The 12,527-nt window shown below is 70.0% G+C and carries 13 protein-coding genes; 3 read left to right on the forward strand and 10 right to left on the reverse strand.

The annotated features are described in order from the left end of the window. Positions 1 to 54: 54 nt before the first annotated feature. The 3 genes from ACIPJ2_RS11090 to ACIPJ2_RS11100 all read right to left on the reverse strand — a co-directional run bounded on the left by ACIPJ2_RS11090 (position 55) and on the right by ACIPJ2_RS11100 (position 2,574). Positions 55 to 237 carry a hypothetical protein gene (locus ACIPJ2_RS11090; RefSeq protein ID WP_281264713.1) on the reverse strand — a complete coding sequence of 61 codons (183 nt, stop codon included), beginning with the start codon at positions 235 to 237 and terminating at the stop codon, positions 55 to 57. 118 nt (positions 238 to 355) lie between these two features. Further along, positions 356 to 985, reverse strand: a complete 630-nt coding sequence (rpsD, locus tag ACIPJ2_RS11095) for a 30S ribosomal protein S4 (RefSeq protein WP_281264714.1) — start codon at positions 983 to 985, stop codon at positions 356 to 358. A 224-nt stretch (positions 986 to 1,209) separates the two neighbouring features. Then, the gene (locus ACIPJ2_RS11100; protein ID WP_281267588.1) at positions 1,210 to 2,574 is read right to left on the reverse strand and encodes a replication-associated recombination protein A; all 1,365 of its coding nucleotides are present in this window, start codon (positions 2,572 to 2,574) and stop codon (positions 1,210 to 1,212) included. Between the two features lie 116 nt (positions 2,575 to 2,690). Between ACIPJ2_RS11100 and ACIPJ2_RS11105 the strand changes: the two genes are divergently transcribed. Together ACIPJ2_RS11105 and ACIPJ2_RS11110 are read left to right on the forward strand one after the other, a co-directional pair. Further along, entirely contained in the window at positions 2,691 to 3,503 is an 813-nt protein-coding gene (locus ACIPJ2_RS11105) for a peptidylprolyl isomerase (RefSeq protein WP_402728854.1), read from the forward strand. Positions 3,504 to 3,615: 112 nt separating this feature from the next. Next, on the forward strand, positions 3,616 to 4,848 hold the full coding sequence (locus ACIPJ2_RS11110; RefSeq protein ID WP_281264716.1) for a DUF349 domain-containing protein: 1,233 nt from the start codon (positions 3,616 to 3,618) through the stop codon (positions 4,846 to 4,848). An 87-nt stretch (positions 4,849 to 4,935) separates the two neighbouring features. Here ACIPJ2_RS11110 and ACIPJ2_RS11115 read toward each other — a convergent pair whose 3' ends face one another. From ACIPJ2_RS11115 to ACIPJ2_RS11135, 5 genes are all read right to left on the reverse strand, one after another. Next, the gene (locus ACIPJ2_RS11115) at positions 4,936 to 5,898 is read right to left on the reverse strand and encodes a bifunctional riboflavin kinase/FAD synthetase (RefSeq protein WP_402728855.1); all 963 of its coding nucleotides are present in this window, start codon (positions 5,896 to 5,898) and stop codon (positions 4,936 to 4,938) included. A 13-nt stretch (positions 5,899 to 5,911) separates the two neighbouring features. Further along, positions 5,912 to 6,352: a hypothetical protein gene (locus ACIPJ2_RS11120; protein WP_402728856.1), complete on the reverse strand. Its 441-nt coding sequence runs from the start codon at positions 6,350 to 6,352 to the stop codon at positions 5,912 to 5,914. Between the two features lie 68 nt (positions 6,353 to 6,420). After that, positions 6,421 to 6,786, reverse strand: a complete 366-nt coding sequence (locus tag ACIPJ2_RS11125; RefSeq protein ID WP_402728857.1) for a hypothetical protein — start codon at positions 6,784 to 6,786, stop codon at positions 6,421 to 6,423. Next, positions 6,783 to 7,724, reverse strand: coding sequence for a tRNA pseudouridine(55) synthase TruB (truB, locus tag ACIPJ2_RS11130; RefSeq protein ID WP_402728858.1), 942 nt, complete (start codon positions 7,722 to 7,724; stop codon positions 6,783 to 6,785). The genes ACIPJ2_RS11125 and truB overlap by 4 nt, the downstream gene beginning before the upstream one ends. 37 nt (positions 7,725 to 7,761) lie before the next feature. After that, on the reverse strand, positions 7,762 to 8,208 hold the full coding sequence (locus ACIPJ2_RS11135) for a hypothetical protein (protein WP_402728859.1): 447 nt from the start codon (positions 8,206 to 8,208) through the stop codon (positions 7,762 to 7,764). A 22-nt stretch (positions 8,209 to 8,230) separates the two neighbouring features. Here ACIPJ2_RS11135 and ACIPJ2_RS11140 point away from each other — a divergent pair, with 22 nt between their 5' ends. Continuing rightward, entirely contained in the window at positions 8,231 to 9,157 is a 927-nt protein-coding gene (locus tag ACIPJ2_RS11140; protein ID WP_402728860.1) for an A/G-specific adenine glycosylase, read from the forward strand. A gap of 13 nt (positions 9,158 to 9,170) precedes the next feature. On the opposite strand, the gene rbfA is transcribed toward ACIPJ2_RS11140, so the two are convergent. Next, on the reverse strand, positions 9,171 to 9,617 hold the full coding sequence (gene rbfA, locus ACIPJ2_RS11145; RefSeq protein ID WP_281264722.1) for a 30S ribosome-binding factor RbfA: 447 nt from the start codon (positions 9,615 to 9,617) through the stop codon (positions 9,171 to 9,173). Positions 9,618 to 9,703: 86 nt separating this feature from the next. Then, entirely contained in the window at positions 9,704 to 12,526 is a 2,823-nt protein-coding gene (infB, locus tag ACIPJ2_RS11150; RefSeq protein ID WP_402728861.1) for a translation initiation factor IF-2, read from the reverse strand. Position 12,527: the final 1 nt, after the last annotated feature.

Consider the following 12,527-nt stretch of genomic DNA (forward strand, 5'->3'; position numbering starts at 1 on the left):
TACGGGCGCTGGGGCTGTGCGGTGCGACGGTGTCCCCGCGTGTCGGTGCAACGGTCAGTCGTCGGTGCGGAGCTCGGCTTCACGGGAGCGGTACCCGTCGGCCACGGCACCGGTGAAGGCCTTCGTGCGGGCATCGACCTCGGCGAAGAACTTCGCACCCGACGAGGTCCTGCTGACCCGGTGGGCGACGAGGAACCCGATGACGACGCCGACGGCGACGGCGAACAGCTGCTTCACGGTGCCTCCCTCTCGCACGCGCCGTGGCGCGCGTCCGACCAGCTTAGTCGTCGCTCCGGGAACGCAGAACGGCGGGCCGTCCGATGTGGACGACCCGCCGTTCAGGCGGTGCATTGGATCAGCGAGCCGCGTAGTACTCGACGACCAGCTGGACCTCGCAGGTCACGGGGACCTCGGCGCGCTTCGGGCGACGCACGAGGCGGGCCTGGAGCTTGTCGATCTCGACCTCGAGGTAACCAGGGACCTTCGGGAGGACTTCCTGGTGGCCACCGGCAGCGGCGACCTGGAAGGGCTCGAGCGACTCGGAGCGCTGCTTGACGTGGATCAGCTGGCCCTCCTTGACGCGGAAGGAGGGGCGGTCGACGAGCTTGCCGTCGACGAGGATGTGGCGGTGCACGATCAGCTGACGGGCCTGCGCGGTGGTGCGGGCGAAGCCGGCACGCAGCACGAGGGCGTCGAGGCGCTGCTCGAGCAGCTCGACCAGGTTCTCACCGGTCAGGCCGTTGGTCTTGCGGGCCTCTTCGAAGACGATGCGCAGCTGCTTCTCGCGGATGCCGTACTGGGCGCGCAGACGCTGCTTCTCACGGAGGCGGACGGCGTAGTCGCTGTCGGCACGACGACGCGTGCGGCCGTGCTCACCGGGGCCGTAGGGGCGCTTCTCGAGGTACCGGGCCGCCTTCGGCGTCAGCGGGATGCCGAGCGCGCGAGACAGGCGGGTCTTGCTGCGGGTACGTGACTTGGTAGACACAGGGTCCTTTTCTCTGTTGTTGCTGAACTGAACACGGGTCTCGGCACGCGCACGTGCCGACGAACCCCGTGAAGGGATCCAGAGGGATGAGCCTGTGGGATCGGACGGCTACAGTCCGAACCTCTGCCCCCGTGCCGCCACAACGCTCTGCGCTGTGTGGCACTCTGTCCCCGACGCAGCCGCACGCGGGGACCAGGACGTAGGCCCGTCAACGATAGCAGGCTTCAGGCGTCCCCAGAAGTGCCGCGCGTGATCTTCCGGAGCCGGTCGAGCCGCGGCCCGACTTCTCGCTCGTAGCCGTTCGCGGTCGGCGTGTAGTACTCGGTGCCCTCGAGCGCGTCGGGGAGGTACTGCTGCTCCGCCACACCGTGCTCGGCGTCGTGGGAGTAGATGTAGCCCTTGCCGTGCCCGAGCCGCTTCGCACCGGCGTAGTGGGCGTCCCGGAGGTGGTTCGGCACGACACCCATCCGGCCGGCCTTGACGTCGGCCATCGCCGCGTTGACGCCGTTGTACGCGGCGTTCGACTTCGGCGCCGTCGCCAGGTACACGACCGCTTCTGCCAGGGGGATCCGCCCCTCCGGCATGCCGATCAGCTGCACCGCCTGTGCCGCGGCGACGGCGATCGGGAGCGCCTGGGGGTCTGCCATGCCGATGTCCTCGGACGCGGAGATGATGATGCGCCTGGCGATGAACCGGGAGTCCTCTCCTGCCTCGATCATCCGGGCCAGGTAGTGCAGCGCGGCGTCGACGTCGCTCCCCCGCACCGACTTGATGAACGCGCTGATGACGTCGTAGTGCTCGTCGCCCTGCCGGTCGTAGCGGAGCAGCGCGCGGTCGACGGCGGCCGCGACGGTGTCGGCGTCGACCACCGGCACGCTGTCGTCGTCGTCGTCCTGTGCAGCCCCGGCCGAGGCGGCGGCGGCTTCCAGCGCCGTGAGCGCACGACGGGCGTCGCCGGATGCGAGCCGGACGATGGCGGAGCGTGCTTCGTCGCCGAGGACGACGGACCCACCGAGGCCACGGGGGTCCTCCACCGCACGGTCGACGAGCATGCCGAGGTCGGCGTCGGTGAGCGGCTTCAGGGTGAGCAGGAGCGACCGGGACAGCAGCGGCGAGATGACCGAGAACGACGGGTTCTCGGTCGTGGCCGCGATGAGGATCACCCAGCCGTTCTCGACCCCGGGGAGCAGCGCGTCCTGCTGCGCCTTGCTGAAGCGGTGGATCTCGTCGAGGAACAGCACCGTGGTCGAGCCGTAGAGGTCACGGTGCGTGAGGGCCTTCTCCATCACCTCTCGCACGTCCTTGACGCCGGCGGTCACCGCGGAGAGCTCGACGAACTCGCGTCCGGACTGGCGGGCGATCGCCTGCGCCAGGGTGGTCTTGCCGGTGCCGGGGGGTCCCCAGAGGATCACGGAGACACCGCCGGGGTTCTCACGCGTGCCGGTCGCGAGCTGCACGAGCGGCGAACCGCGCCCGAGGAGGTGCTGCTGACCGGCGACTTCGTCGAGGCTGGTCGGACGCATCCGGACGGCGAGCGGCACGGAGCCCTGCGCCAGACCGACACGCCCACCGGTCGTGGGCGCGGTCATGCCCGATCGATCCGATGCCATGTCCCCAATCGTAGGTGGAACCACTGACAGCCGACTCATGGGAGCGGGTCCGATACGCTCGCAAGCACACTGCGACGAGAGGGCAGACCAGCACCGTGGCACCGAAGAACCAGGCGCGTGACAACCGTGAGGCGCGCGAGCGGCTCCGTCTCTACGAGGCTCGACAGGGCCTCCACGACCGGCAACGCCGGCGACGTGTGCGGGACAACGTCATCGGGATCAGCGCGCTCGTCGCCGTCGCGGCACTCGCGACCGGGTCCCAGCTCGCCTTCGCCGGATCGCAGCCCGACGCGAAGCCGAGTGCGAGCGCCAGCGCCAGCAGCACGCCCACTCCCTCGGCCAGCGCCACCCCTGCGAACACCGGGGACGTCCCGAGCAAGTCCATCGCGAAGGACTCGACGTGGACGGGGTCGCTCACGCTGAACAAGGACGTGAAGCTCGGGATCGAACTCGACGGGAAGAAGGCGCCGCAGGCCACGAGCGTCGAGATCGACCTGATCCGCAAGCAGTTCTACGAGGGCACGAGCTGCCACCGGCTCGCCGACAGCGACGGGTTCGAGTTCCTGCAGTGCGGTTCCGCGAACGGCGACGGCACGGGCGACGCTGGCTTCCAGTACGGACCGATCGAGAACACGCCGAGCGACGACGTCTACGACAAGGGCACGATCGCGATCGCCCGCAGCTCGTCCACGTACTCCCAGTCGACGCAGTTCTTCATCGTCTACGGCGACACCACGCTCGACGGCTCGACCGGCGGCTACACCGTGGTCGGCAAGGTCACCAGCGGCCTGTCGGACCTGGTGTCGAAGATCACGTCGAAGGGCATCTCCGACGCCGGTTCGGACGGCACCGGGGAGCCGAAGGTGAAGACCACGATCACCGGCGCGACGATCAAGCAGGAGCAGTAGTCCACAGACCAGCACACTGGCGGGTCGCGGGGCTCGCCAGTGCAATAGGGTGGCTTCCTGACCGTACCGACGGTGACGTCGGTGATGCACGACCACGATCGAGGCGAGACCTGTGGGATCTGACGAAGCAACGACCTGGGGGCGGGTCGACGATGACGGCACCGTGTACGTCCGGTACCAGGACACCGAGCGTGTCGTGGGTGAGTACCCGGACGCCACCCCCGAAGAAGCACTCGCCTACTTCGCGCGCAAGTACGCCGACCTCGAAGGTCAGGTGAAGATCGCGGAGCAGCGCGTGCAGCGCGGCGCGTCCGCGAACGACGTCGCCAGGACGGTCGAGCACCTGACCGCGCTCGTGGGCGAAGCCCGCGTCGTCGGCGACGTCAAATCCCTCGAAGACCGCGTCGCAGCGCTCTCCGAGCAGCTCGGGTCGCTGACCAAGGAGCAGGCAGAGCAGGCCCAGCAGGCCCTCGCCGAGGCACTCGCGTTCCGCACCGCCCTCGTCGAGGAAGCCGAGGCGCTCGCAGCGGTCGACCCGGCACGTGCGCAGTGGAAGCAGATCACCGCGCAGCTCGACGACGTGTTCGCGCGGTGGCAGCAGCACCAGCACGACGGGCCGCGGATCCCCAAGAACGAAGCGAACGAGCTGTGGAAGCGGTTCCGTGCCGCACGGTCCACGGTGGACCAGCACCGTCGCGCGTTCTACTCCGAACTCGACGCGCAGCACCGGGACGCCCGTACCCGCAAGCAGGAGCTCGTCCAGCAGGCCGAAGCCCTCGCGCCCCGTGGTTCGGACGCCATCCCCACCTACCGCCAGCTCCTCGACGACTGGAAGCGCGCCGGGCGTGCGGGCAAGCGCCACGACGATGCGCTCTGGGCACGGTTCAAGGCCGCAGGTGACGTGCTGTTCGAGCAGCGCCACGCCGAGAGCGCCGCGGAGAACGAGGAGTACTCCGCCAACCTCGACGCGAAGCTCGCCGTCCTCACCGAGGCCGAGCCACTCCTCCAGCAGAACGACCGGGTCGCGGCCCGCAAGGCCCTCACGGACATCCAGCGCCGGTGGGACGAGATCGGCAAGGTCCCCCGCGGGGACGTCCGCCGCATCGAGGACCGCCTCCGCGCGGTGGAGGACCACGTCCGCGGGCTCGAGGACGCGCACTGGCGCGAGTCGAACCCGGAGCGCAAGGCCCGTACGACCGGGCTCGCGAGCCAGCTCGAGGACGCGATCGGCAAGCTCGAATCCGAACTCGAGTCGGCGAAGGCATCCGGGGACGCCCGCAAGATCAAGGACGCCCAGGAAGCCCTCGACGCCCGCAAGATCTGGCTCGACGCGCTCGGCAGCTGACCCAGCGCGACCGCTGACGCTGCCCCACCCACGACGAAGGCCCCGGCGGATCCGCCGGGGCCTTCGTCGTCGGGCGAGACCCGGTGGTCAGACGGGCGCCGGGAGCCCGAGCAGGGTCCTGATGTCCCGGTCGTCCTGTCGCATCTGGGCAGCGAGCTCGTCCATCGACGAGAACTTCACCATCCCGCGCACGTAGGAGACGAACAACACCGAGATGGTCTCCCCGTAGAGGTCGATGTCGACGTCCAACAGATGTGCCTCGATCTGCTTCGCGGGCACCCCCTCGAACGTCGGGTTGTTCCCCACCGACACCGCGGCCGGGTACACCGTGCCGTCGTGCAGCACCCGGGCGGCGTACACGCCGTCGGCCGGGACGAACCCCTCGCACGACGGGTCGAGGTTCGCCGTGGGGTACCCCATCGCGCGACCACGCTGGTTGCCGTGCACCACCACGCTGCGGACCGCGTGCTCGCGGCCGAGGAGCCTGGCGGCCTCCGCGACACGACCCTCGCCGAGGAGCTCGCGGATCCACGTCGACGAGACGCGTCGCTCCCCGTCGGGGCGGACGTCGTCGACCAGGTCCACGTCGTCGATGAGCTCGACGGAGAACCCGTGCTGCGCACCGAGGGTCCGCAGGAGTGCGACGTCGCCTGCCCCCTTCGCACCGAACCGGAAGTCGCTCCCGACGAAGACGAGCTGGGCATGCAGTGTCTCGACGAGGATCCGGGACACGAAGGTCTCCGGCGTCCACGACTGCAGTTCCGCGTCGAACCGGAGCAGCAGTGTGGCGTCGACCCCGACATCTTCGAGCAGTTCGCGGCGTTGCGCGATGCTCGTGAGCGCCGGGGGCACCTTGCCGGGGTCGATGATGCTCAGCGGGTGCCGGTCGAACGTCACGACGGTGGACACCAGCCCGTGCTGCCGGGCAGCCCGCTCGAGGTGGGCGATCACGGCACGGTGCCCGACGTGCACGCCGTCGAACTTGCCGATCGTGACGGCACTCGGCCCGAATCCCTCTGCGACGTCGTCGACGTCCTCGTAGTACTGCATGCTGCTCCCCCGCCTACTCGCCGGCCGTCACGACGGGCTCGGCAACGGGTCGTCCTGCGGTGCGGTGGTGCTTGCGGAGCCACCACAGACCGGCGATCGGCAGGACGAGCGGCGCGAACGCGTACCCCAGGCCGTAGTACGACCAGATGGTGTCGTCCGGGAAGAGCTGACGGTCGAACAGCGACAGCGTGCCGATCACCAGGACGCCGGTCATCTCGAACACGATGGTGACGCACGCCACCCGGTACCAGAACCGACCGGGGACGATCAGGGCGATCATCGCGACGATGTACACGACCGCGGCGATCGCGCTCAGCGTGTACGCGAACGGGGCGAACGAGAACTTCTCCGCGATCTGGACGACGCTCCGCCCGGTGGCCGCGAGCGCGAGGATGCCGTACACGGCGATGAGGACGCGACCGATGCCGGTCGCGAGTGAGGTCTTGGTCGCCATTGCACCGATTCTACCGACGCCGGGAGACCACCGCGGCACACCTGGTCCCCCGGTGACGCGGACCGACCTCAGTTCAGCGCGAACCAGATCTGGTACATCCGGTAGAGCATCACCGCGACGGTGAAGGCCCCGGCGCCCAGGACCACGGTGCTCCACCGCGTGCGGTCGACGAGCGCCCACACGATGGTGGCTGGTGGCACGAGCAGGACGGACACCGCGTAGACCCAGAACTCGAGGACGTTGCCCCGCGGTGGGTTGCCGACCGCTGGTGCGACCAGCGAGACGACGAGCTGCGCGATGAGGAGCAGTTCGACGAGGACGAGCGATCCGACGGTGTAGTCGTTCGGCTTCCACCCGATGAACCCGACCACCACGGCGAAGATGCCGATCACGACGGCGAGCACGAACTGCACCCACATGAAGCACTCGATCACGCGTTGGCTCCGGTCGTCGTCGGGAAGTTGGTGATGACGCGCAGCAGCCCCCTGCGCACCGACACGAGGCCGATGAGCCGGTCGTCGCGCGCGGTGACGGCGGCAACGGGTCCGTCGGTGTCCGGGTGGTCGGCACCGATCCGCTTGCCGTCCGCGAGGTCCTTCGCGTCGACGGCGTCGAGCGTCACGACCGGGAACAGCGTGCGGGCGATGTCGGCAGGCCGCACGAGTGCCCCGCGGACGTCCACCGAGTCGTCTTCCAGGTCGACCGCGTCGTCGACCGAGAACGGTCCGACGAGGGTGCGACGCAGGGCTGTCAGGTGCGCGCCGGTACCGAGCGCTGCGCCGACGTCACGGGCGAGTGCCCGCACGTACGTGCCCGACGAACACGAGACCACGACGTCGAGGTCGACGACGGGCACCGACGCGTCGAGCACGGACACGACACGGTCGTTCCGGCCGGTCACGTCGAAGCGCGAGATCGTCACCGCCCTCGCCTTGAGGGTCACTTCCTCACCCCTCCTGGCCAGGTCGTACGCGCGCCGACCGTCCACCTTGATGGCGCTGACCGTCGAGGGCACCTGCGAGATCGGGCCGCGCTGCGTGGCGACGGCCGCCTCGATCGCAGCATCGGAGACGTCGGCAGAGCCGACGCCGACCGCTGCGACCGGCGTGCCGTCAGCGTCGTCGGAGTCGGTGGAGACTCCGAGGCGGATCGTCGCGGTGTAGGTCTTGTCGAGCCCGACGAGGTGCGTCAGGAGCCTGGTGGAGGGGCCGGCGCCGAGGAGCAGCAGCCCCGTCGCCATCGGGTCGAGCGTGCCGGCGTGGCCGATCTTCTTCAGGTCGAGCCGTCGACGCGCGATGGACACGGCACGGTGGCTCGAGATCCCCTGCGGTTTGTCGACGAGGAGGATGCCGTCGGGAGCGGTTGCGAGCACCGCAGCAGATTACCAGCGCGGCGGGACGCCAGCGGCGTCAGCAGGCATCGTTCCACTCACGCCGGGGATGCGCCGGATCGGTGACGTCGAGCACCGCGGACGCCGCGATCTTGACGTCGGCGCGGCGCTCGAGCCGGCCGGACTCCTGCTCGACCCACATCGACCACCGCCACAGTCCACGCGCGCCGGCGCCGAGGACGCCGTGCCCGTGCACCACCAGCACGCCGGGACCTTCGCCCGTCGACCGGAACGGCGCCACCAGGTCGTTCCGCAACGCGTCGGCGTCCGCGGAGCTCGCGGCGGCCGCCATCGCGGAGACGCCCTGCTGCTCGAACCCCGCGACGAGCGCAGCGGCCACCCGCTCGAGGTCGACGCCGTCCTGCCCGTCGATGCCGACGACGGTGCGGTTCGTGCCGACCTGCGCGATCACCTCGTTCGCGATCGCGGCCATCGTGTCGGTCTCTTCTGGTGCCCAGCGTGCCATGCACCCACCGTAGGCTGTCGTGGTGAACGCGAGTCGAGCCTCCAGGCAGCCTGTGGAGAACTCGACCGATCTGGACATCGCGACCCCGCTGATCGCCTGGTACCGCGCCGAGGCGCGCGACCTGCCGTGGCGACGCCCCGGGTTCCCGGCCTGGGGCACGCTGGTGAGCGAGATCATGCTCCAGCAGACGCAGGTCGCGCGGGTGGTCCCCCGACTGGAGGCATGGCTCACCCGGTGGCCGACGCCTCGCGACCTCGCCGACTCGCCTCCTGGCGACGCGGTGCGGGCCTGGGACCGGCTCGGCTACCCGAGACGCGCGCTCGCGCTGCACGCCGCGGCGACGGCGATCGCCGAGCAGCACGACAACGTGGTGCCCCGCGACGTCGACGCGCTCCTCGCACTCCCGGGGATCGGTGACTACACGGCCAGGGCGGTGGCGGTATTCGCGTACGGTGACCGGCACCCGGTGGTCGACGTCAACGTGCGCCGGGTCCTCGCCCGAGCGATCCTCGGCGAGGGCGAAGCAGGACCGGCGAAGGCCAAGCAGGACCTGCCGCTGATGGAGTCGGTGCTGCCGGAGGACCGCGACGACGCGGCGACGACGAACGCCGCCGTGATGGAGCTCGGCGCACTCGTGTGCGTCGCCCGCTCCCCCGCGTGCGACGTGTGCCCCATCGCGGACCGCTGCGCCTGGCGAGCGGCCGGGTACCCGGAACACGACGGGCCGCGCGCCCCGAGACAGGCGAAGTTCGCCGGGAGCGACCGACAGGTCCGCGGGCTCGTGATGGCCGAGCTCCGCGCGAGCGACGTGCCGGTCACCCCGGACGAGATCCGGATGGTGTGGCCGGACGACGATCAGCGGGACCGGGCGCTCGCGTCGCTCCTGCGGGACGGACTGGCCGTCGGCGACGACGCGAGCGGCTACCGGTTGCCGGACGGGTCAGACTGAGCGTCGGAACCGACTAGGCGCGTTCCTCGGCGTCGTCGTCCTCGTCGTCGTGCTTGTACGGGTCGGCGTCGCCGGCGTACGTCGCGCCGGCCGAGGCGTTCCGGACCGCTTCGTCGCGCAGCTTGGCCTGCACCAGCAGGTCTTCCATGTGCGCCGAGGTGTCCGGCAGGGCGTCGGCGATGAACTCGAGCGACGGCGTCAGCCGAGCGGTGATGTTCTTGCCGACCTCGGTGCGGAGCATGCCGGTCGCGGCCTTGAGCGCCGCGGCGGAGTCGGCACGTTCCTCGTCCGTGCCGTACACGGTGTAGAAGACCGACGCGTGCTGCAGGTCACCGGTGACGCGGACGTCCGTGATGGTCACGAACCCGAGTCGCGGGTCACGCAGGCCCTTGTCGATCCGGCGGGCGACGACTTCCTTGATGCGGTCCGCCATCTTGCGTGCGCGCTGCGGATCAGCCATGGGTGCCTCCTGGGGCGGTGGTGGAACGGGGTCGGGCCCCGGCCCCTCCCGCGAAGGAGAGGCCGGGGCCCATGGTGGTCACACGATCAGTCGCGTGGCTTCTCGACGAGCTCGGTGGTCTCGATCTCGTCACCGATCTGGATGTCGTTGTACTTGCCCAGACCGATACCGGCCTCGAAGTCCGTACGGACCTCGGTGACGTCGTCCTTGAAGCGACGGAGCGACTCGATGGCCAGCCCGTCCGCGAGGACCACGCCGTCACGGATGACGCGCGCCTTGGCGTTGCGCGTGATCGTGCCGGAACGGACGATGACACCGGCGATGTTGCCGAACTTCGAGGACCGGAAGACCTCGCGGATCTCGGCGACACCGGACTGCACCTCTTCGTACTCGGGCTTGAGCATGCCCTTGAGGGACTGCTCGATGTCCTCGAGTGCGTTGTAGATGACCGAGTAGAACCGGACGTCGATGCCTTCACGGGCAGCGCGTTCGCGGGCCTTGACGTCCGGACGGACGTTGAAGCCGACGACGATCGCGTTGTCGATCGTGGCGAGGTCGATGTCCGACTCCGTGATCGCACCCACACCGCGGTGCAGGATGCGCAGCTGGACGCTGTCGTCCACCTCGATGTCGAGGAGCGACTGCTCGAGTGCCTCGACGGCACCGGAGACGTCACCCTTGATGATGAGGTTGAGCGAGTCGACCTTGCCCTCTTCGAGTGCGCGGGTGAAGTCCTCGAGCGAGATGCGCTTGCGGGCCTTGGCCAGCTGGGCGTTGCGCTCGGCGGCTTCACGCTTCTCGGCGATCTGGCGTGCCGTGCGGTCCTCTTCGGTGACGAGGAACGTGTCACCGGCGCGGGGCACCGACGACAGACCCTGCACCTGGACCGGGCGGCTCGGCGTCGCTGCTGCGACCGCGTTGCCGTCCTCGTCGGTCATCGCACGGACGCGGCCGTAGGCCGTGCCCGCCACGATGGCGTCACCGACGTGGAGCGTGCCCGACTGGATGAGCACGGTCGCGACGGCACCGCGGCCCTTGTCGAGGCGCGCTTCGATCGCGACACCACGTGCGTCCTTGTCGGGGTTCGCACGCAGGTCGAGCCCGGCGTCCGCGGTGAGCAGCACGGCGTCCAGGAGCTCCTGGATGCCGATGTTCTGCCGCGCAGACACGTCGACGAACATGACGTCGCCGCCGTACTCCTCGGCCACCAGGTTGTACTCGGTGAGCTGCTGGCGGACCTTGGCGGGGTTCGCGCCTTCCTTGTCGATCTTGTTCACCGCGACCACGATCGGCACGTTCGCCGACTGCGCGTGGTTCAGCGCCTCGATCGTCTGGGGCATGATGCCGTCGTCCGCCGCGACCACGAGGATCGCGATGTCCGTCACCTGCGCACCACGGGCACGCATGGCGGTGAACGCCTCGTGTCCAGGGGTGTCGATGAAGGTGATCGGGCGCTCGATGCCCTCGTGCTCGGTGGTGATCTGGTAGGCACCGATGTGCTGCGTGATCCCGCCGGCTTCGCCCTCGACCACCTTGGAGTTGCGGATGGCGTCGAGCAGTCGGGTCTTACCGTGGTCGACGTGACCCATGACGGTGACGACCGGGGGACGCTGCTGGAGGACGGAGTCGTCTTCCTCTGCGTACTCGGCATCGATGTCGATGTCGAAGCCCTCGAGGAGCTCGCGGTCTTCGTCTTCCGGCGACACGATCTGGATCTTGTAGCCGAGCTCGTCGCCGAGGACCTCGAAGGTCGCCTCGTCGAGGGACTCCGTGGCGGTCGCCATCTCACCGAGGTGGAACAGCACCGTCACGAGGTTGCCGGGGCTGGCGTCGATCTTGTCCGCGAAGTCCGAGATGCTCGCACCACGACGGAGTCGGACGACCGTGTTGCCGTCACCACGAGGGACCTGCACACCGCCGAGCGACGGGGCCTGCCGCATCTCGTACTCGGCGCGCTTCGTCCGCTTCGACTTGCGGGCACGGCTCTTGCCGCCACCACGACCGAACGCACCGGCGGTACCGCCACCGGGGCCACGACCGCGGCCACCGCCACCGGCGGGACGCGGGCCGCTGAACGCCGGACGCGGGAAGCCGCCACCGGCGCCACCACCGGCACCCGGACGACCACCGGGGCCGCCACGACCGCCGCCACCCTGGCCCGGGCGCTGCCCGAAGCCGTTCGGACGGTTGCCCTGACCGGGACCACCCGGACGCGGAGCACCCGGACGGGGCGCGCCGGGACGCGGGGGCTGCGGACGCGGGATCCCACCGCCACCGGCACCGCCGGCGGGGCGCTGGCCCATGCCCTGGTTCGACGAGTAGGGGTTGTTGCCCGGACGGGGCGGGCGCGAGCCCATGCCCTGGCTGGACGCGTAGGGGTTGTTGCCCGGTCGTGCACCAGGCTTCGGGCCACCCGGCTTCGGGCCGGCAGCCGCTGCGGGCTTCGGGCCACCGGGCTTCACGGCGTCGGTCTTGGCGGGGCCGTCAGCGGAACCGGAGCTCTTCGACTCGGCTGCCGCCTTCCTGGCTGCTTCTGCCTCGGCCTGTCGCTGTGCGACGGTCTTCGGGGCCGGCGTGACGGGCACGTCGGAATCGTCCGAAGGTGCTGCCGCGGCGGGTGCTGCGGCCTCGGGCTCCGGGGTCGGCGCCGGACGCTTGGGTCCGGGCTTCGGGCCACCTGGCTTGGGCGCTGCGGACGTCGCCGCCGGCGCGGGTGTTGCTGCAGCGGGCTTGGCGGACGCCGAAGCACCTTCTGCCTGCAGGGCGGCACGGAGCTTCCGTGCCACGGGGGGCTCGACACTCGAGCTCGGTCCCTTGACGAACTCGCCCAGCTCCTTGAGCTTCTCGAGTGCGGTCTTGCTGTCGACGCCGAGCTCGCTTGCGATCTCGTGTACGCGTGGTTTCGCCACT

The organism is Curtobacterium sp. NPDC090217 (assembly GCF_044746705.1).
Lineage (GTDB): Bacteria > Actinomycetota > Actinomycetes > Actinomycetales > Microbacteriaceae > Curtobacterium.

Coding starts and splice junctions, on each gene's coding strand:
- rbfA (WP_281264722.1), bottom strand. CDS start 9,617: ATGGCTGATCCGCAGCGCGCACGCAAGATGGCGGACCGCATCAAGGAA.
- ACIPJ2_RS11100 (WP_281267588.1), bottom strand. CDS start 2,574: ATGACCGCGCCCACGACCGGTGGGCGTGTCGGTCTGGCGCAGGGCTCC.
- ACIPJ2_RS11135 (WP_402728859.1), bottom strand. CDS start 8,208: ATGGCACGCTGGGCACCAGAAGAGACCGACACGATGGCCGCGATCGCG.
- ACIPJ2_RS11120 (WP_402728856.1), bottom strand. CDS start 6,352: ATGGCGACCAAGACCTCACTCGCGACCGGCATCGGTCGCGTCCTCATC.
- ACIPJ2_RS11115 (WP_402728855.1), bottom strand. CDS start 5,898: ATGCAGTACTACGAGGACGTCGACGACGTCGCAGAGGGATTCGGGCCG.